Annotated in this window: 22 protein-coding genes; 1 reads left to right on the top strand and 21 read right to left on the bottom strand. The window is 62.9% G+C overall.

Features of this window, described 5'->3' with window-relative positions:
- Positions 1-66: 66 nt before the first annotated feature.
- The 13 genes from E5X34_RS18555 to E5X34_RS18495 form a co-directional block, all read right to left on the bottom strand.
- Complete coding sequence (locus E5X34_RS18555) at positions 67-354, bottom strand: DUF2160 domain-containing protein (RefSeq protein WP_126082598.1); 288 nt, start codon at positions 352-354, stop codon at positions 67-69.
- Positions 355-356: 2 nt separating this feature from the next.
- A complete protein-coding gene (locus E5X34_RS18550) occupies positions 357-1,265 on the bottom strand; it encodes a carbohydrate ABC transporter permease (RefSeq protein ID WP_042642626.1) in 909 nt (302 codons plus the stop codon).
- Positions 1,266-1,268: 3 nt separating this feature from the next.
- Positions 1,269-2,135, bottom strand: a complete 867-nt coding sequence (locus E5X34_RS18545) for a sugar ABC transporter permease (protein WP_042642628.1) — start codon at positions 2,133-2,135, stop codon at positions 1,269-1,271.
- Entirely contained in the window at positions 2,136-3,233 is a 1,098-nt protein-coding gene (locus tag E5X34_RS18540; protein ID WP_292567644.1) for an ABC transporter ATP-binding protein, read from the bottom strand.
- 10 nt (positions 3,234-3,243) lie between these two features.
- Positions 3,244-4,323, bottom strand: a complete 1,080-nt coding sequence (locus tag E5X34_RS18535) for an ABC transporter ATP-binding protein (protein ID WP_292567641.1) — start codon at positions 4,321-4,323, stop codon at positions 3,244-3,246.
- Between the two features lie 39 nt (positions 4,324-4,362).
- Positions 4,363-5,889 carry a glycerol-3-phosphate dehydrogenase gene (gene glpD, locus E5X34_RS18530; RefSeq protein WP_292567638.1) on the bottom strand — a complete coding sequence of 509 codons (1,527 nt, stop codon included), beginning with the start codon at positions 5,887-5,889 and terminating at the stop codon, positions 4,363-4,365.
- 127 nt (positions 5,890-6,016) lie between these two features.
- Entirely contained in the window at positions 6,017-6,784 is a 768-nt protein-coding gene (locus E5X34_RS18525) for a DeoR/GlpR family DNA-binding transcription regulator (RefSeq protein ID WP_292567635.1), read from the bottom strand.
- Positions 6,785-6,909: 125 nt separating this feature from the next.
- On the bottom strand, positions 6,910-8,322 hold the full coding sequence (locus tag E5X34_RS18520) for a pyridoxal-dependent decarboxylase (RefSeq protein WP_292567632.1): 1,413 nt from the start codon (positions 8,320-8,322) through the stop codon (positions 6,910-6,912).
- A 92-nt stretch (positions 8,323-8,414) separates the two neighbouring features.
- On the bottom strand, positions 8,415-9,146 hold the full coding sequence (locus E5X34_RS18515) for a peptidase (protein ID WP_292567629.1): 732 nt from the start codon (positions 9,144-9,146) through the stop codon (positions 8,415-8,417).
- Between the two features lie 32 nt (positions 9,147-9,178).
- Positions 9,179-9,973: a transglutaminase family protein gene (locus E5X34_RS18510; protein WP_292567768.1), complete on the bottom strand. Its 795-nt coding sequence runs from the start codon at positions 9,971-9,973 to the stop codon at positions 9,179-9,181.
- 20 nt (positions 9,974-9,993) lie between these two features.
- Positions 9,994-10,935 (bottom strand): alpha-E domain-containing protein, encoded by a 942-nt coding sequence (locus E5X34_RS18505; RefSeq protein WP_127863866.1) that lies wholly within the window; start codon positions 10,933-10,935, stop codon positions 9,994-9,996.
- Positions 10,936-11,024: 89 nt separating this feature from the next.
- A complete protein-coding gene (locus E5X34_RS18500) occupies positions 11,025-12,437 on the bottom strand; it encodes a circularly permuted type 2 ATP-grasp protein (protein ID WP_292567625.1) in 1,413 nt (470 codons plus the stop codon).
- 168 nt (positions 12,438-12,605) lie between these two features.
- Entirely contained in the window at positions 12,606-12,842 is a 237-nt protein-coding gene (locus E5X34_RS18495; protein ID WP_027166286.1) for an Lrp/AsnC family transcriptional regulator, read from the bottom strand.
- Positions 12,843-13,053: 211 nt separating this feature from the next.
- On the opposite strand from E5X34_RS18495, the gene E5X34_RS18490 reads away from it, so the two are divergent.
- On the top strand, positions 13,054-13,473 hold the full coding sequence (locus tag E5X34_RS18490) for a DUF4864 domain-containing protein (protein ID WP_292567623.1): 420 nt from the start codon (positions 13,054-13,056) through the stop codon (positions 13,471-13,473).
- A 48-nt stretch (positions 13,474-13,521) separates the two neighbouring features.
- On the opposite strand, the gene E5X34_RS18485 is transcribed toward E5X34_RS18490, so the two are convergent.
- The 8 genes from E5X34_RS18485 to E5X34_RS18450 all read right to left on the bottom strand — a co-directional run.
- Entirely contained in the window at positions 13,522-14,997 is a 1,476-nt protein-coding gene (locus E5X34_RS18485) for a hypothetical protein (protein ID WP_292567621.1), read from the bottom strand.
- Between the two features lie 122 nt (positions 14,998-15,119).
- On the bottom strand, positions 15,120-15,845 hold the full coding sequence (locus E5X34_RS18480) for an SDR family NAD(P)-dependent oxidoreductase (protein WP_292567619.1): 726 nt from the start codon (positions 15,843-15,845) through the stop codon (positions 15,120-15,122).
- Between the two features lie 170 nt (positions 15,846-16,015).
- Complete coding sequence (tgt, locus tag E5X34_RS18475; RefSeq protein ID WP_292567615.1) at positions 16,016-17,146, bottom strand: tRNA guanosine(34) transglycosylase Tgt; 1,131 nt, start codon at positions 17,144-17,146, stop codon at positions 16,016-16,018.
- Positions 17,139-17,408 (bottom strand): hypothetical protein, encoded by a 270-nt coding sequence (locus tag E5X34_RS18470; protein ID WP_042642648.1) that lies wholly within the window; start codon positions 17,406-17,408, stop codon positions 17,139-17,141. Before E5X34_RS18470 ends, tgt begins: the two co-directional genes overlap by 8 nt.
- Positions 17,398-18,486, bottom strand: a complete 1,089-nt coding sequence (queA, locus tag E5X34_RS18465) for a tRNA preQ1(34) S-adenosylmethionine ribosyltransferase-isomerase QueA (protein WP_292567610.1) — start codon at positions 18,484-18,486, stop codon at positions 17,398-17,400. Before queA ends, E5X34_RS18470 begins: the two co-directional genes overlap by 11 nt.
- On the bottom strand, positions 18,486-18,935 hold the full coding sequence (locus tag E5X34_RS18460) for a DMT family transporter (RefSeq protein WP_126060694.1): 450 nt from the start codon (positions 18,933-18,935) through the stop codon (positions 18,486-18,488). Before E5X34_RS18460 ends, queA begins: the two co-directional genes overlap by 1 nt.
- A gap of 10 nt (positions 18,936-18,945) precedes the next feature.
- The gene (locus tag E5X34_RS18455; RefSeq protein WP_042642653.1) at positions 18,946-19,458 is read right to left on the bottom strand and encodes a peptidylprolyl isomerase; all 513 of its coding nucleotides are present in this window, start codon (positions 19,456-19,458) and stop codon (positions 18,946-18,948) included.
- A 30-nt stretch (positions 19,459-19,488) separates the two neighbouring features.
- On the bottom strand, positions 19,489-19,834 hold a 346-nt coding region (locus E5X34_RS18450; RefSeq protein WP_292567606.1), incomplete at its 5' end, for a peptidylprolyl isomerase.

Here is a 19,834-nt window from a genome sequence, read left to right as displayed (position 1 = left end):
GTCTTAGGTTTTGAAGTGTGATCCGAAGTGGCCGCCAGCACGCGGCCGCTCCGACTGTTTCCCCCTCTATACGTATCGGAACACGCCAATGGCGTAGACTACGGAGAGAGCGAGAGCCCACCACAGGTTGGGCCCAACCAGACCCAGCCAAGCGAGATGGATGAAGGCGCTGCCAAGCAGCGAAAGGAAGAGGCGATCGCCGCGCGTCGTCTCGAAACGCAGGACGCCGATACGCGGATTGCCGCCCGGCGAGACGTATTCCCAGGCCGCCATGCCGCACAGCAGCAGCAGGATGGTTCCGAAGAAGGCCGCTGTCGGCCAGGTCCACGCCATCCAGGAGAAGTCGAGATTCATGGTCACACCCTCCCCAGGGCGAAGCCCTTGGCGATGTAGTTACGGACGAACCAGATAACGACCGCGCCGGGGATCAGCGTCAGCACGCCGGCCGCGGCGAGCAAACCCCAGTCCATGCCGGCGGCCGAGACGGTGCGGGTCATGGTTGCGGCGATCGGCTTCGCGTCAGTCGTGGTCAGCGTGCGCGCGATCAGGAGCTCCACCCACGAGAACATGAAGCAGAAGAAACAGGCGACGCCGATGCCGCTCGCGATCAGCGGCATGAAGATCTTCACGAAGAAGCGCGGGAAGGAGTAGCCGTCGATATAGGCGGTCTCGTCGATCTCCTTCGGCACGCCGGACATGAAGCCCTCGAGGATCCACACCGCCAGAGGCACGTTGAACAGGCAGTGGGCGAGCGCCACGGCGATATAAGTGTCGATGAGCCCGAAGGCCGAATAGAGCTGGAAGAACGGCAGCGCGAACACCGCCGGCGGCGCCATGCGGTTGGTCAGCAGCCAGAAGAACAGATGCTTGTCGCCGAGGAAGCGGTAGCGCGAGAAGGCATAGGCCGCCGGCAGCGCCACCGCCACCGAGATCACCATGTTCATCACCACATAGGTGATCGAGTTGATGTAGCCCGAATACCAGGATGCGTCGGTGAAGATGGTGCGGTAATTCGCGAGCGTCGGATTGTGCGGGAACAGCGTCAGCGACGACACGATCTCGGCATTGGTCTTGAAGCTCATATTGATGAGCCAGTAGATCGGCAGGAGCAGCACGACGATGTAGAGCGTCGGTACGATCCACCACCAGCGCGATTCCTCGCCGCGGCGGCGCATCAGCTTCGCCACCTCGTCCTGCGACAGCGTGCTGCCGACTTCGGTGATCGCAGTTTCGCTCACGCGTGTCGTCTCATTGGCGCCTGTCATCTGTCAGCGCTCCGCGTCGTAGTTGGTCATCACGGTGTAGAACACCCACGACAACAACAGGATGATCAGGAAGTAGACCAGCGACATCGCCGCTGCCGGTCCGAGGTCGAACTGGCCGAGCGCCGTCTTGACGAGGTCGATCGACAGGAACGTCGTTGAATTGCCGGGGCCGCCGCCGGTGACGACGAAGGGCTCGGTGTAGATCATGAACGAGTCCATGAAGCGCAGCAGCACGGCGATCAAAAGCACGCGCTGCATCTTCGGCAGTTGGATGTAGCGGAACACTGCCCAGCGCGAGGCACCATCGATCTTGGCCGCCTGATAGAAGGCATCCGGAATGGAGACCAGGCCGGCATAACAGAGCAGCACCACCAGGCTCGTCCAGTGCCAGACATCCATGATGATGACCGTGACCCAGGCGTCGAACGGGTCCTGGACATAATTGTAGTTGAAGCCCAGCGCATTGACGTAATAGCCGAGCAGGCCGATGTCGTTGCGGCCGAACACCTGCCAGATCGTGCCGACGACATTCCACGGGATCAACAGCGGCAGCGCCATCAGCACCAGGCAGACCGGCACGCCCCAGCCCTTCTTCGGCATGTTGAGCGCGATGAAGATGCCGAGCGGCACTTCGATCGCCAGGATGATGAAGGAGAAGATCAGGTTGCGCACCATCGCTTCCCAGAAGCGGTCGGAGTGCAGCAACTCCTCGAACCACTCGGTGCCTGCCCAGAAGAAGACGTTGTTGCCGAACGTGTCCTGCACCGAATAATTGACCACGGTCATCAGCGGGATGACGGCCGAGAAGGCCACCAGCACCAGCACCGGCAGGACAAGGAACCAGGCCTTGTTGTTCCAGGTCTTGTCCATCTAGGCCCCCATCTCGACGCGCGCCATCTCAACCAGCCAGGAATCGGCATAGATGTTGATGCCGGCCGGATCGAAGCGGACTTTCGGCTCGGCAGGCACCTCGTCGTCCTCGCCGATCACCGCGGCGATCTCCCTGCCTTCCAGATTGGCGCGCACGACCTTGTGGCGGCCGACGTCCTCGACCTTGGAGACCTGCACCGCCATGCCTTCGCGGCCGAGCCGCACATATTCGGGACGGATGCCGAGCTCGACGGCGCCTGCTTCGGCCTTTCCGGTAGCGGTATGGGGCACGCCCGGAAGCTCGATGCGCTGCGCGCCGAGCTTCGCCGTCCTGCCTTCCAGCGCGACCGGCAGCACGTTCATGCCCGGCGAGCCGATGAAATAACCGACGAAAGTGTGGCGCGGCCGCTCGAAGAGTTCGGCCGGCGTGCCGATCTGCACGATCTCGCCGTCATACATGACCACGACCCGGTCGGCGAAAGTCAGCGCTTCGGTCTGGTCATGCGTGACATAGACCATGGTGTAGCCGAAGCGGCGATGCAGCTGCTTCAATTGCGAACGTAGCACCCACTTCATGTGCGGGTCGATCACCGTCAGCGGCTCGTCGAACAGGATGGCGTTGACGTCCGAGCGCACCAGGCCGCGGCCGAGCGATATCTTCTGCTTCTGGTCGGCGGTGAGCCCGCGCGCCTTCTTCTTCGCCAGCGAAGCGAGATCGATCATGTCGAGCGTCTCGCGGACCTTGCGGTCGACGTCCGCCTCCGGCACGCGGCGGTTGCGCAGCGGGAAGGCCAGATTGTCGTAGACGGTCATGGTGTCGTAGATGACCGGGAACTGGAACACCTGCGCGATGTTGCGCTCCTGCGTCGACAGATTGGTGACGTCCCGGCCATTGAACAAAAGCTGGCCGTGCGAGGGATGCAGCAATCCCGAAATGATGTTGAGCAAGGTGGTCTTGCCGCAGCCCGACGGCCCAAGCAGCGCATAGGCGCCGCCATCCTCGAAGGTGTGATGCACCTCCTTCAGCGCGAAATCCGAATCCTTCCGAGGATAGGGCAGGTAGGAGTGGCGGATATGGTTGACGTCGATGCGCGCCATCTGATCCTCCTCAGGCCGCCAGCTTCGACGCCGTCACGGCGCGGCCGTTGTGGTCGAACACCAGGATGTGGCGCGGGTCGATAAACACCTCGACCTCGTCGTCCGTCTCGAAGTCGAGAATGCCATGCGCAAGCATCACCCAGCGCGCATCGGCGAAGTCGAGATGGACGAAGCTTTCCGAGCCGGTGATCTCCGTGATGGTGACCTTGGCCCGCACCGGCACCGCGCTGGCGTTCGGCCGCTCCAGCGACAGGTGATGCGGCTGGAAGCCGATCGTGTAGCTGGCATCCGCAATGCCGGCGAGTTCCGGCGGCACCGGCAGCTTGACGCCGCCTTCGAGCAGGAAGTCCGCGCCCTTCTTGGAGAGCACGATGGTGTTGAGCGGCGGGTCGGCGAAGGTCCTTGCCGTCACCAGGTCGACCGGCTTGCGGAAAACCTCGACGGTTGAACCGAATTGCGTGACGCGGCCCTCCGAAAGGGTCGCCGTGTTGCCGCCCAGCAAAAGCGCCTCGTGCGGTTCGGTCGTGGCATAGACGAAGATCGTGCCCGCGGCGGCGAAGATCTTCGGCAATTCGGCGCGCAATTCCTCGCGCAGCTTGTAGTCGAGATTGGCGAGAGGCTCGTCGAGCAGCACCAGGCTGGCGTTCTTGACGATGGCGCGCGCGAGCGCCGTGCGCTGCTGCTGGCCGCCCGAGAGGTTGAGCGGGGTGCGGTCGAGGTAAGGGGTGAGCTTGAGAAGCGCGGCGGCATTGCGCACTTCCTTGTCGATCCTTGCCTGGTCCACGCCTGCAACCCTGAGCGGCGACGCGATGTTCTCGTAGACCGTCATCGCCGGGTAGTTGATGAACTGCTGGTAGACCATGGCGACGTTGCGCTTCTGCACCGGCTGCCCGGTAACGTCCTTGCCGTCGAACCAGACCGAGCCGGACGTCGGCGCGTCGAGACCCGCCATCAGCCGCATCAGGCTGGTCTTGCCGGAAAGCGTCGGCCCCAGCAGAACATTCAGCGAGCCGTGCTGAAGCGTCAGCGACACGTCGCGGATATGCTCCTGCGCACCGATCGTCTTCGTCACGTTCCTCAGTTCCAGCATCACGCCTCCTCCCAGGCCTTGCGCTTCAGCAGTCGATCGTCATTCCGCCGCCGCGACGTGAAGGCGGCTCAGCCCTCGCATGAATTCTTCCAGTGCCGCCGTCTGCTCGCGGCTGAAATGCAGGCCGCGCTTGGTGCGTCGCCACAGCACGTCCTCGGCGGTGACCGCCCATTCGTTTTCGGCGAGATAGCGAACCTCCACCTCGAAAAGATCGGCGCCGAAATTGCGGCCGAGATCGGCATTCGACTTGGCGAGGCCGAGCAGCTTCTCAGCGCGCGTGCCGTAGAGCCGCGTAAACCGGCGTGCCAGCCTCTGGTCGAGGAACGGATAGGTCTTTTTCAGCCTGGCGACCTGCGCGTCGAAACCGGTGGCCGGAAAATCACCGCCCGGCAGCGGCGCGTCATGCGTCCAAGGCTTGCCGCGCTTGCCGAGAAAGCCTTCGATCTTTTCAAGCATCGATTCGGCAAGCCGACGGAAGGTCGTGATCTTGCCACCGAAGGCGTTGACAAGCGGGGCGACGCCCTCCCCGCCATCGGCCTTCAGCACATAATCGCGCGTCGCTTCCTGCGCCTTGGAGGCGCCGTCGTCATAGAGCGGGCGCACCGCCGAATAGGTCCAGACGATGTCGGAGCGCTTCACGGCGACCGCGAAATATTCGCTTGCCGCGGCGCACAGATAATCGATCTCGGCGTCGGAGATCTTCACATCGTGCGGGTCGCCTGGATAGTCGCGGTCGGTCGTCCCGATCAGCGTGAATTCTTCCTCGTAGGGAATGGCGAAGATGATGCGGCCATCCTTGTTCTGGAAGAAATAGGCGCGCGGATCGTCGAACTTCTTGGCGACGACGATGTGGCTGCCTTGGACAAGACGGACATTATGGACTTCGTTCTGGCCGACGGCTGTCTGCAGAACGTGATCGACCCACGGGCCGGCGGCGTTGACAAGAAGCCGCGCGCGAACCTCTTCGGTGTCGCCGGTCAGCACGTTCTGCACCTTGATGGTCCAGGTCGGACCGTCGCGGCGCGCGCTGACGACCTTGGTTCGGGTGCGGATGATCGCGCCTCGGTCGGCGGCGTCACGAGCGTTCAGCGCCACCAGGCGAGCGTCATTGACCCAACCATCCGAATATTCGAAAGCTTTGCGGAACAATGGCTTGAGCGGCTTGCCTGCCGGATCGCTCGCCATGTCCAGCGTCTTCGTCGCGGGCAGCAGCTTGCGCCCGCCGATGTGATCGTAGAGGAAGAGCCCGAGCCGGATCAGCCAGGCGGGCCTCAGGCCCTTGGCGTACGGCAAAACGAAGCGCATCGGCCAGATGATGTGCGGCGCGTTCTTCCACAGAACCTCGCGCTCCATCAGCGCTTCGCGCACCAGCCGGAACTCGTAGAATTCGAGATAGCGAAGCCCGCCATGGATAAGCTTGGTCGAGCCGGAGGACGTCCCGCTCGCCAGATCGTTCATCTCGGCAAGGTAAACCGAAAATCCGCGGCCAACGGCGTCGCGGGCGATGCCGCAGCCATTGATGCCGCCGCCAATGACGAAAATGTCATGGATCGGGGATGTGTCCAAAAGTTCCTCCAACGATTTCGCATTGCACCATTTTTGTGTTTTTACGAAACCGTGACGGAATTATTTCGAACTCAAAGCGAATGTCAAACGAAATTTCATGGCTGCGTGAAACAGCCATGAAGCGCCGCTATTCGAGCGCCGTCTCGATCAGCCGGACCTCGGTCTCCTCGCAAATCCGGCGAATTGAGGGGATGTCGCAACGATCGGTGATGAAGGTATTCACCTGCGAAAGATGGCCGATCCGGACTGGCGCCGTGCGCTCGAACTTGGTCCGGTCGGCGACCAGGATGACGTGGCGCGCATTGGCGATGATCGCCTGCGCCACCTTCACCTCGCGGAAATCGAAGTCGAGCAGCGCACCGTCATGATCGATGGCCGAGGCGCCGATGACGGCATAATCGACCTTGAACTGGCGGATGAAATCGACGGCCGCTTCACCGACGACACCGCCGTCGGAACCGCGCACCACGCCGCCGGCGATCACCACCTCAATCGTAGGATAGATGCGCATCCTATTGGCAACATTGATGTTATTGGTGATGACCATCAGCCCGTTATGGTCGAGCAGCGCCTTGCTGACGGCCTCGGTGGTAGTGCCGATATTGATGAACAGCGAAGCATTGTCCGGGATCAACCGCGCCGCCGCGCCGCCGATCGCCTCCTTCTCGTCGGCCGCGATCTTGCGCCGCGCCTCGTATTCCATGTTCTCGATCCCGGACGGGAACAGCGCGCCGCCATGGATCCGGGTGAGCAGCCGCTGATCGCACAAATCGTTGAGATCCTTGCGGATGGTCTGCGGCGTCACATTGAAATGCGTCGCCAGATCCTCGACCAGAACCCGGCCGTGGTCTTTCGCCATCTGGATGATTTCGGCGTGGCGTGGCGAAAGAAACATCCGGCGTCCTCCATTTTCGTTTTTCTCCTCTATATCGGAAAACGAAAGCGAAGAAAAGGTATGAGCCGGCTAACGAAAATCACCTGATTGCAAAAGGCAAACCAGCGCAGAACGCGTCCGCCGCCTCAGGACGGGCGCCGGGCAATCTCGGTTATGACGTCGAACGCGGCGTCGACATCGGCCGCCGTCGACTCGAACTGCCCCGCCTGAAAGCGGATCGCGACGCGCCCGTCGACCCGCGTTTGCGTCAGATAAAGGCGGCCGTCGGTGTTGATGGCGTCCACGAGGCGCAGATTGTGCTCGTCCTGATCGGTACCCGATGGCGCTTTGTGCCGGAATGAGAACAGCGACAGCATCGGCTCGCTGACGAGCTCGAAATCCGCTTCGCCGGCCAGCCGCGCGGCAAGTCCTTCGCTCCAGGCGACATGATTGCGGATCATGGCGCGCAAGCCCTCGAGGCCATAGGCCCGCAGCAGGAACCAGAGTTTCAGCGCGCGGAAACGGCGCCCGAGCGGCACCGACCATTCCGAATAGTTGATGATGCCATCGTGCCCCAACGTCTTCAAAAACTCCGGCTTTATGGCCAGCGTGCGGACCAGGTCTTCCGGCTGGCGAATGAACTGGATCGAGCAGTCGAACTGTGCGCCGAGCCACTTATGCGGATTGAAGACGATGGAATCGGCGCCTTCGACGCCCGCCCAGAAATGCCGGTATTCCGGGCAGATCATCGCTGATCCGGCCCAGGCGGCGTCGACATGCAGGTAAAGCCCGTGCCGCTTTGCGGCCGCGGCCACCGCGGCGATGTCGTCGGTACCGCCAATGCTGGTGCCGCCGACGCAAGCGATGATACCTGCGGGTAGCAGGCCGGCCGCGCGATCGGCGACGATTGCGGCATCAAGCGCGGCCGGATCCATGGCGCGAAAACGTCCTGAGACGGGGATGCGCACGAGATTCTCCTCGCCGATGCCCGAGACCCAGATGGCGCGGTCGATCGAGGTATGGACCTGGTCGGAGGAATAGACGCGCAGCCTGCCCTGGCCGGCCAGCCCCTTTTTGTTGCCCTGCCAGTCGAGCGCCCGCTCGCGCATGGTGAGCACCGCCGCAAGCGTCGCCGACGAGGCCGAATCCTGGATGACGCCGGAAAAGCCCTCGGGCAAGCCAAGCGCCTGGCGCATCCAGTCGACGATGCGCGTCTCGAGCTCGGTCGCCGCCGGCGAGGTCTGCCACAGCATGCATTGCGCGGCCATCGCCGAGACCAGATACTCCGCCACGACCGAGACCGGCGCCGCATTGGCGGGGAAATAGGCGAAGAAGCGCGGATGCTGCCAATGCGTCATGCCCGGCACGATCTTTTCTTCGAAATCGGCGAAGATCTTCTCCATCGATTCAGGCATTTCGGGCGGCGAAGCCTCGATGCTCCTGAAGATCTCGCCCGGCGCGATTGCCGGACGCACCGGACGGTCGCGCAGGCCGGCGCGGTAATCGGCGCCCCAGTCGGCCGCCCGCCTCGACCAGTCGCGGAAAGTTTCGTTGTCCATCTATCCTCCAGAGCCCAGCCGCAATGCGGCCGGCAAGCTAGCTTCGCGATTGATTAACATGTTAAGCGCGCACCGGCCGCGAAGTGCGGACCCTAACCGGGAAAATCCGGCAGGCTGGCAAAGGCCGCCTTCAAGGCGTTCGACCAGCCGTCGGAGATGGTGCGGTAATAGGGATCGTCCTGGCCGATGCGCCTGTTGAGCCCGACCTTGAAGCTGTCGTTCTCCAGGAACAGCAGATCGAGCGGCAGCCCGACCGAAAGGTTCGATTTCAGCGTCGAGTCGAAGGACACCAGAAGCAGCTTCACCGTCTCGGCCAGGCTCATGGCGCGGTCGTAGGCGCGGATGATGATCGGCTTGCCGTATTTCGTCTCGCCGATCTGGAAGAAAGGCGTGTCATCGGTCGACTCGATGAAATTGCCTTCCGGGTAGATCATGAACAGCCTGGGCGGACTGCCCTTGATCTGCCCGCCCAGGATGAAGGAGGCGTTGAAGTAGGAATCCGCCTTGTCGCCGTTCGGCGAGGCATGTTCGATGACTTCCTTGACCGTATCGCCGACGAGCCGCACCGTCTGATACATGGACGGCGTTTCGAGCAGCTTCGGGTGACGGTCGCCAACGGCCTTGTTGCGCTCGTCGAGCAGGCTGACCACGGCTTGCGTCGTGGCAAGGTTGCCCGCCGACATCAGCACGATCACGCGCTCGCCGGGCTCTTCCCAGACGTGCATCTTCTTGAAGGTCGAGATCGAATCCATGCCGGCATTGGTGCGCGTGTCCGACATGAACACGAGCCCGCGATCGATCTTGAGGCCGACGCAATAGGTCATGATTCTTCTTTAACAGCGAATCTCGTCGGAAATTACTGCTCTACCGTGACGGTGACGGCAAGCTTCTCTTGCGCCTGCCCCAGCAGTATCCCCGAGACAGGCGAGGCGTCGCGATAGTCGCGCCCCGTCGCCACCCGCACATAGCGTTCGTCGGGAGAAATACCGTTGGCCGGATCAAAGGCAACCCATCCGAGCCCCACCACATAGGCCTCGGCCCAGGCATGGCTGGCGGCCTGCTCGACGGCGGCATCCGTCATCAGATAGCCGCTGATATAGCGGGCCGGAAAGCCAAGCGCGACGGCCGCGGCGATGAAGATATGGCTGTGGTCCTGGCAGACGCCTGACTGGAGCGCCAGGGCCTCTTCGGCCGGCGTCACGACGCTGGTCGCGCCTGGCTTGTAGGCAACGCGTTCGTGGATCGCGCCCATCAGCGCGTGGAGCCGCTCGATCTCCGTCCCCTGCCCGACCTTGCCGGCCAGTTCACGAATGCCCTCGCCGGCGGCGGTGAGCGGCGTCTGCTGCGTGAACAGCCAGAGCGGCGCGTAGCCTTGATGCGGGCCCGTCACGCCCGCCGTGTCATGCGTCGTCACCTCTCCCCGCGCCTCGACGACGATGGCGGTGTGGCCGCTCTCAGCGCTCACCAGCCGCGTGTCGTTGCCGAAATGATCGGTAAAGCGCACCTCCTCGCGCGCGCCTTCGACCTTGATCGCCCAGGAGCCGACGGTCTGCGTACGCCCGCTCAGGGGCAGCAGGCGCAGCCGCTGCAGCAGATATTGCACCGGCGCATCGTAACGGTACTCGGTGCGATGGGTGATCTTGAGCCGCATGACGCCGCCTTCAGCCCTGCTCAATGGAACCGGTAATCCTGGGCGATCTCGTCGCCCAGCCTGGTGTTGTCGCGAATGAACTCTGCCAGGAACTCGTGCAGGCCGTGATCGAATATGTCCTTGATCGAGCCTCGTTTGAGCAGCGCCTGGATCTTCTCGGCCGTGGCGTGGCAGGCATGGCGCTCGCCATAGTCGTCGGCGAGGAATTTCAGGTGCTCGCCGAGGAAGCGATAGCAGAAGGTCAGTGAGCGCGGCATGCGCACATTGAGGATCAGATAGTCCGCGATATTCGTCGGCTTGTAGTCGGCCTCATAAACCCAGCGATAGGAGCGATGCGCCGACACAGAGCGCAGGATCGACTCCCACTGGTAATTGTCCAGCGTCGAGCCGACCCAGGACAGCGAAGGCAACAGCACATAATACTTCACGTCGAGGATCCGCGCTGTGTTGTCGGCGCGCTCGACATAGGTGCCGAGCTGCGAGAAATCGAAGATCTCGTTGCGCAGCATCGTGCCGTAGAACGAGCCGCGGATCAGCGCCGTCTCGCGCTTGATGGCATCGAGCACCGTCGGCAGGTCGCGCTCATCGATCGGCCTCGCCAGCATGCGCTTCAGCGACATCCAGGCTTCGTTGATGCTTTCCCAGGTCTCGCGCGTCAGCGCCGTTCGCACCATGCGGGCATTGTTGCGTGCCGTCTCGATCGACGACATCGTGCTCGACGGGTTCGAGGTGTCGCGCAGCAGGAAGTCGGAGACGTTGGCAGCGGTATAGTCCTGGTATTTCTGCGAGAACGCATAGTCGGAGCCGGCGCTGAGCAGCACCGAATTCCATTCCTCCGACGCGTTCTGCGTGCGCGTCAGCGCCATGCGCAGGCCGGCATCGACGAGGCGCGCCATGTTTTCGGCCCGCTCTATATAGCGGTTCATCCAGTAGAGACCGTTTGCGGTGCGGCCGAGAAGCATGTCAGGCCCCTGGGGCTAGCGAATAGGGAGTAGCGAATAGCGAATAGGGAAGAATGCGTTTCATCAGTGCTGCGTCCCCCCTGCCCGGCTCAATCATCCAGGACCCAAGTGTCCTTGGTCCCGCCGCCCTGTGAAGAGTTGACCACCAGCGAGCCCTGCTTCAGCGCGACTCGGGTCAGACCACCCGGCACGATCTGGATTCGGTCCGAAACCAGGACGTAAGGCCGAAGATCGACATGGCGCGGCGACAGGCCCTTTTCGGTCAGGATCGGACAGGTCGACAGCGCCAGCGTCGGCTGGGCGATGTAGTTCGATGGCTTCGCCTGCAGCTTCTTGGCGAACGCCTCACATTCCTTCTTGGTCGCGGCCGGGCCGACCAGCATGCCGTAGCCGCCGGAGCCGTGCACTTCCTTGATCACCAGCTCGCTGATGTGCTCGAGCACATATTTGAGGCTGTCCGGCTCCGAGCAGCGCCAGGTCGGGATGTTGCCGAGAATGGCCTTGCGGCCGGTGTAGAACTCGACGATCTCCGGCATGTAGGAATAGATCGCCTTGTCGTCGGCGATGCCGGTGCCGGGCGCGTTGGCGATGGTGATGTTGCCGGCGCGGTAGACATCCATGATGCCCGGCACGCCGAGCGCGGAGTCCGGGCGGAAAGTCAGCGGATCGAGGAAAGCATCGTCGACGCGCCGATAGAGCACGTCGACCTGCTTGTAGCCTTCGGTCGTGCGCATCGCGACATGGCCGTCAACGACCCGCAGATCCTGCCCCTCCACCAGCTGCACGCCCATCTGATCGGCGAGGAAGGCGTGCTCGAAATAGGCCGAGTTGTAGGAGCCTGGCGTCAGCACCGCGATGGTCGGCGCGCCCTTGGCGCTTTGCGGCCTGACCGCTGCGAGCGACTGGCGCAGGAGCTGCGGATAATTCTCGACCGGCCGCACCTTGATCTTCTGGAACAGCTCCGGAAAGAGCTGCATCATCGTCTCACGGTTCTCCAGCATGTAGGAGACGCCCGACGGCGTGCGGGCATTGTCCTCCAGCACGTAGAACTCGTTCTCCGATATGCGCACGATGTCGACGCCGATGATATGGGTGTAGACGCCGGCAGGCGGCTTCACCCCGATCATCTCGGGCAGGAAGGCTTCGTTCCTGGCAACGAGATCCCTCGGCACGCGCCCGGCCCGCAGAATCTCCTGGCGGTGATAGATGTCATCGAGAAAGGCGTTCAGCGCCTGCACGCGCTGCTCGATGCCTTGCGTCAGCCGGCGCCATTCGTGGCCGGAGAGGATGCGCGGCACGATGTCGAAAGGGATCAGCCGCTCGGAAGCTTCCTGCTCGCCATAGACGGCAAAGGTGATACCGGTCTTGCGGAAGACACGCTCGGCGTCCTGCATTTTCTGGGTAAGCCTGGCCGGGTCCTGCTCCTTCAGCCAGCGATCGTAAGCCTCATAAGGTCTTCTCAATCCGGAAACTTCCGGAAGCATTTCGTCAAACGCTGCCAATCGCGTACTCCCCTCTGAGACCATTTCACTGGCCTAGAAGGAGAAAATCAAGCGCAATCGATGATTTAGGAAGCCGTGACGGCCACTCTATGCAAATTGCCTAAATTTAAGGCACAGGCGGCAAGGTCGGGTCAGCCCCTGCTTGCCGACGGGGCATCGCCCGACCGATCAAAATGCCCGGAAGGTCACGATGGTGAAGGTGTCCTTGATTCCGGGCAGGATCTGTACCCGCTCGTTGACGAAGTGACCGACGTCCTCCTCGTCGTCGACGTAGAATTTGGCAAGCAGGTCGTAGTTGCCGGCGGTCGAGTAGATCTCGGAGGCGATCTCGGCATCGGCAAGCGCGCTGGCGACCTCATAGGCCTTGCCCAGATCGCATTTAATCTGCACGAAAAATGCCTTCATTGCCCGGTCCTGCCGCCTGCATCGTGAATAAGCGGCCCTTGTGGCAGACTGCCGCCCGGCTTTCAAGCTTCACGCGCCGCGCAGCTCAAAGAGTGGCTGATCCCGCCTGCCGGCGCTGAAATGGCGCAATCTTCGCAGCTCGGTGAAACCACGCCATGCCGCAATGCGTATTTTAGATAGCGTTCGCCAAGCGAATTCCGGGAGACAGCCCATGCGCCGAGCACTGTTCGCGTTAGCTCTTGTTCCAATGCTGATGACCTCGCTTGCGTTCGCCGGCGATGCGGAGGTCAAGGCCGCGCAGACGGTCATCGACAGCCAGTTGAAGGCCTTCATCGCCAATGACGGCGCCGCCGCCTACAGTTTCGCCGCGCCCAATGTGAAGCAGATCTTTCCGACCGTCGACACCTTCATGAACATGGTGACCAACGGCTACGCGCCGGTTCGAAAGCCCCAATCCTATTCCTTCGGCAGGGCCGAGCAGACCGGGCCCGGCTCGATCGTCCAGCAGGTGCTGATCGTCGGGCCCGACGGCAAGGATTACGAGGCGGTCTACACGCTGCAGCAGCAGGCGGACGGCAGTTTCAAGATCACCGGCTGCAGCTTGCGCGCCTCGACCTCGGTCAGCACCTGAGCAATTCCGGAAAGGCGCGCGACGGCCGGAATTTGGCCGGGCTCGTTCTCAATCCCGGCGCTGATACAATGTCCAGGCCAGGCCCGAAAGACCCCAGCTCGTTGAGGCGTCGACACGCTCATAGGCCGACCTGCAGGTCGGCACGGCCTCGACATATTGCGGCTGCCGGTCGATAGGCCCCTCGAGGATCAGCCAGGACGGACGCTCGTCGCATATTTTGTCTAGGGAGACAAACGATGCCTGGCGCCCAAGGCGTTTGGCAAAATAATCGACGGTCATCACGGTCCGGAATTCCTGGTTGCTGGCGTAATTCGCCGCGCCGTCACGCGTCATTCTGACGACCATCGCTGCGTAGGACCCCCGCCCATATTCGTAGAATGGCATCAGAAGCGTCGCCGTGCCTGCGAGGATTGCCACTGTCGTGACCGCCGCGCACAGACGGTACTTGCCACCGGCGGCGAAACCACGCCCAAGCAGCTCCCCCGCCCACAGCAGCATCAATGTTGCGGGGACGAGGAAGTAACGCTGGAATTCGGCATTGGGTAATCGCGCCAATGCCATGACCATCGGCAATCCGACGATCGCGAGGACGTAGAGGCTGGCCCGCCGGTCGCGCCAGATGGCGGCACTGACGCAGACGAGCCCACAGGCGGCAGCGATGCAGGGCCAGTCGCCGATCCAATCCGGCACGCCAAACAGATAGCGGATCATTCCGCCATAGCCCTGCGCGAAGGCCTGAAGCGAGAATGGCAAGGCACCACCGATCCTGAAGCCAAACAGCAGCCTGCCGATGAGCATGCAGGCGGCTAGCGGCAGCACAGCCAGGAAGGCCGGCGCGAAAATCTGACCGAGATCCACATTGACCCGCTCGAAGCTGCCTGTGCGGCGCCAGATGAGCCAGGCGGTCCAGGCTACAAGGACAGCAACGGTTTCCACCATGATGAGATGGGACAGAAAGCCGAGCAGGACGACCTCTGCGAACGCGATGCCCGAACCCTTTCCGTCGAGCCGGCGCTCGAGGAACAAAACGGCAAGAAGCGAGAACAAGACCAGGCCGGCATAGCCTCTCGCTTCCGAGCCATAGTGAACCATCGGATAGCTGATGGCGAACAGCAGGCTTGTGACGACAGCGGCCCACCGTCCGCGAGCAGCCGCCGCCGCGGCAAAGACTGCGCCGACGCCAAGCGCTATCGAAAGCCCGCGCTGAAGCAGTGGCGTCGCATCGGCGCCGACCAGGTAGAGGTAGATGGAATTGAGGAAATGATTGTTGTCGTGATTTATGCGCCAGAATATCTGGTCGATCGAGGTGAGCGGCTCAAGCAGTGCCAGGCTCCAGATCTCGTCGACCCAGAGGTCGCCCCGCGCGCCGAGCACCCGCAGCACGAGGCCGGCCACCCCGATGATCGCGACGGCGAGCAATACCGCTCCAGTCCATTGTTGGACGGCGGCTGCAGGCTCGCGGGGGCCGTTAGCACGGTTGGTTTGTGCCTCGCCCGACACCGAGGCTTGTTCCGAGACGACCAAGGTCTGCGCCTTTGCCTGAAATCATCCCGGCAATCTATACAATCGCAGTCGTTTCAAAATGGTTCGCGCACGCTCAAGCGGAGGCTTGAGGGTCTCGGGTCTCTCAGCACATAAACCGGTGTTCAGTAGCGAGCCCTGCCGCCGGACATGTCGAATACCGCGCCCGTGTTGAAGCTGACGGCATCGGAGCAAAGCCACAGCACCAGCGCCGCGACCTCGTCGACGGCGCCAAGGCGCTTGAGCGGACTTGCGCCGATCATGTCGCTGACGACTTGATTGCCAAGTCGCCTGATAAGATCGGTATCGATAGGCCCCGGCGCGACGCAATTGACGCGAATATCGGTGTCATTAACTTCGCGCGACAAGGCTTTGGTGAAGGCGATGATACCTGCGCTCGCCGCCGAATAGGCTGCAAGATTAGGCAATCCCTCCTTGCCGGCCAGCGACCCCATATTGACGATGCGGCCGCTGCCGGTCTTGCGCATGAACGGCAGAACCTGATGTGTGACCTCAAACGTGCCGATGAGGTTGACTCCGACGATGCGCTGCCACTCGGCCGGCTCGACAGCCTCGAAGCTACGATAGGGCCCGAGATAGCCCGCATTGTTGACGAGAATATCGACCCGGCCGCTCTCGGCGATCACTTCGTTCAGGGCTTTTCCGATATCCACTGCCTTGGTTACATCCACCGTTTGGCTGCGGGTTCCGTCGAGTGGCGCTGGATCGGCATCCCATACCCAGACGTCGCATCCTGATCGCGCCAGTTGCATGGCCACGGCCTTGCCGATGCCCCTCGACCCGCCGGTCACGATCGCCGTTTTGCCGGCGAAATCGAACGTCACAGCCATGGCTGATCCCTCAAGACAGGATTCTGCTCCCAGGCAGAACGTCCGTCAATCGGCGGGACCAGCGGCTAGAGCATGTCTCCTGAAAGTGGGAACCGGTTTCGGATAAAGACATGTGTAAAGTTAAAGACCAAAAGCGCATGCAGCGAATCCGAAGGATCGCGACGCGCTTTTTAGATCGCCTTGATGTCGCCCCTCGCCCAGCCTTCGGCGATCTCGGCGGCGCGCGCTTCAAAAGCCTGCGCCTCGATGGCTGCCCGGATGTCCTGCATCAGCTTCTGATAATATGAGAGATTGTTCCAGGTCAGCAGCATCGCTCCGAGCGACTCCTGCGAGCGGACCAGATGATGCAGATAGGCGCGCGAATAATCGCGCGCCGCCGGGCAATCGCTTTCCTCGTCGAGCGGCCGCGGATCGTCGGCGTGGCGGGCATTCCTGAGATTGACCTTGCCGCGGCGCGTATAGGCGAGGCCATGCCGGCCGGCGCGCGTCGGCATCACGCAGTCGAACATGTCGATGCCGCGCGCCACCGATTTCAATATATCGTCCGGCGTGCCGACTCCCATCAGGTAGCGCGGTCTGTCGGCCGGCAATTCCGGGCAGGTAATGTCGAGCATCTCCAGCATCACCGATTGCGGCTCGCCCACCGCCAGCCCGCCGACGGCATAGCCTTTGAGGTCCATCGCCTTCAGCGCCTGCGCCGAACGCACGCGCATCGGCGCGCTGTCGCCGCCCTGGACGATGCCGAACATCGCCTTGCCCGGCTGGTCGCCGAATGCCGCCTTGCATCGCTCGGCCCAGCGCAGCGACAATTCCATGGCGCGCTCGATCTCCTTGGGCTTGGCCGGAAGTGCCGTGCACTCGTCGAGCTGCATCTGGATGTCGGAATCGAGCAACCCCTGGATCTCGATCGACCGTTCCGGCGACATTTCATAAGGCGCGCCATCGATATGCGAGCGGAAGGTGACGCCCTGCTCGGTCAGTTTCCTGAGCTTCGACAGCGACATGACCTGGAAGCCGCCGCTGTCCGTCAGGATCGGATATGGCCAGCGCGCAAACTCGTGCAGGCCGCCAAGCCGGGCGACGCGCTCGGCGCCGGGCCGCAGCATCAGATGATAGGTGTTGCCCAAAATGATGTCGGCGCCGACGCCGCGCACCTGATCCATATACATGGCCTTGACGGTGCCGCCGGTGCCGACCGGCATGAAGGCCGGCGTGCGGATTTCGCCGCGCGGCATCGAGACAAGGCCGCGCCTGGCCCTGCCGTCGCTGGCAAGCACCGTGAAGGAAAAAGTCTCAGCCATTGAATTCCTTGTCGTGCACCGGCGCATCGGGCGCCTGCTCGTCGAGTGACTGCCGGTAGCGGATGCAGCCGCGCATGAATTTCGGCCATGGCGGCACGGCGATCGACGGCTCGGTCTTTTCCGGCAAAAGGTCCCAGAGGTCGGGATGATGCCAGCACAGATCATGCCCGGTCGTATCGCGATGCGCGCGGATACCGGCGCGCAGCTTTCTCACTTCCGCGATCAGCCTGTCGCGGTCCATGCCGCCGAGATCATCGTCCATCGCTCGTCTCCGCTCGGTAAAGCAGGCTGGCGTCGCCATAGGAATAGAACCTGTAGCGGTTCTCGATGGCATGCGCATAGGCCGAGCGCATCGTCTCCAGGCCGCTGAAGGCCGAGACCAGCATGAACAGCGTCGAGCGCGGCAGATGGAAATTGGTCATCAGCATGTCGGCTGTGCGGAAGCGATAGCCCGGCGTGATGAAGATGTCGGTCGGTCCGGACCAGGGTTCTATCCTGCGGTCCGCGCGAGCCGCGCTCTCCAGAAGCCGCAGCGATGTCGTACCGACGCAGATGATCCGCCCTCCTCGCGCCTTGGCCGCGTTGAGCGCCGCCGCCGTCTCGGCACTTACCGAGCCGGTCTCCGCATGCATCTTGTGGTCGGCCGTGTCGTCGGCCTTCACCGGCAGGAAGGTGCCGGCGCCGACATGCAGCGTGACGAAGCGGCGCTCGATGCCCTGGGCGTCGAGCGCGGCAAACAGTTCCGGCGTGAAATGCAGCCCGGCGGTGGGGGCAGCGACCGCGCCCTCTTCCCTGGCATAGATGGTCTGGTAGTCGGCACGGTCGCGCTCGTCGTCATCGCGCTTCGAAGCGATATAAGGCGGCAGCGGAATGTGGCCGACGGCATGCAGCGCCTCGTCGAGGAACGGCCCGGAAAGGTCGAAACCGAGCAGCGCCTCGCCAGCCTCGCCCTTTTCGAGCACCGTCGCGTCGAGCTGACCGAGGAAGCAGGAACTGCCGTCATGACCGAAATGGATGCGGTCGCCGGCCGCGATGCGCTTGCCCGGCCGCATGAAAGCCTGCCAGCGATCCGGCGCCACGCGCATATGCAGCGTCGCCTCGACCTGCGCCACCGCCTCGCCGCGCTTGCGCAGTCCCTTCAGTTGCGCCGGGATGACCTTGGTATCGTTGAACACCAGCACGTCGCCTTGCCTTAGCAGCGAAGGGAGGTCGCGGACGATGTGGTCCCGCAATGGTTCGCCCGGCTCGACGACCAGCAGCCTGGCGCTGTCGCGCGGTTCCGCCGGGCGAAGCGCGATGCGCTCCTCCGGCAGGTCGAAGTCGAACAGGTCGACACGCATCAGAAAAGCCGGATGAGCAGCGCCCCGGCGAGCAGCATTACCGCGCCGGCGACGCGGCCAAGCGAGATTTCGCGCACCGCGACGCCAAGGAAGCCGACGCGGTCGATCAGCATGCCGGCGAGCAACTGCCCGGCGACCAGGAAGGCCATCAGGGCCGCGGCGCCGATGCGTGGCGTGAGAATGGTGGAGAGCGTGACATAGAAGCCGCCGAGCATGCCGCCGGCGATGAACAGCCAGGGCGCCGGCGCCTTCCAGTCGAGCGAGATGCCCTGCAGCCTCACCACCGCGAAGGCAATGATGCCAAGGACGATGGCGCCCGACAGGAACGAGAACGCCGCGGCGGCCACGGGAAGGCCGAGGCCGCGCGCAAGTTGCGAATTGATCGGCGCCTGGATGGCGATGAAGGCGCCGGACAGGATGCCGAGCAGGGACCAGACAGCGCCCATCATCGTTATGCCCTTACTTGACGTCGGCCGCGACCTTCAGCGACACGATCTTGTCGGGATCCTGCACCGGCTCGCCGCGCTTGATCTTGTCAACATTTTCCATGCCCTCGATGACCTGTCCCCACACCGTGTACTGGCGGTTGAGGAAGGCGGCATCGTCGAAGCAGATGAAGAACTGCGAATTCGCCGAGTTCGGGTTCTGGGCGCGCGCCATCGAGCAGGCGCCGCGGCCATGATTGGCGTTGGAGAATTCGGCTTTGAGGTCCGGCTTGTCGGACCCGCCCATTCCCGCGCGCGACGGCGCATAGGTGGGCTTGCTCGAATTGCCGAACTTGACGTCGCCGGTCTGCGCCATGAAGCCGTCGATGACGCGGTGGAACACGACGCCGTCATAGGCGCCCTCACGCGCCAGTTCCTTGATGCGGGCGACGTGGCCGGGGGCCAGTTCGGGATACATTTCGATGACGACCTTGCCCTTGGTCGTTTCCATGATCAGCGCGTTCTCGCGATCCTTGATCTCAGCCATGTCAGAAATCCTTTTTGAAAATTGAGGGGTTTATTTGCCGTCGGCGGCGATGCGAACCTTGATCATGCGGTCGGGGTCGCTGACCGTGCCGTTGTCGGCCTCGTCGCCCTTCTTGATCTTGTCGACGAGGTCCATGCCACCCTCCACCTTGCCGACGATCGTGTACTGGCCATCGAGGTTCGGCGCCGGCGCGAACATGATGAAGAACTGCGAGTTGGCCGAATTCGGGTCCTGCGAGCGGGCCATGCCGACCACGCCGCGGGTGAACTGCTCGCTCTGCGAGAACTCGGCCGGCAGGTCGGGAAGATCGGAACCGCCGGTGCCGACGGCTTGCGGGTCGAAGCCCTTCTTCATGTTGCCGAACTTGACGTCGCCG

The sequence above is a fragment of the Mesorhizobium sp. genome (assembly GCF_004963255.1).
GTDB lineage: Bacteria > Pseudomonadota > Alphaproteobacteria > Rhizobiales > Rhizobiaceae > Mesorhizobium.
This window is presented reverse-complemented; position numbering and strand designations above follow the sequence as displayed.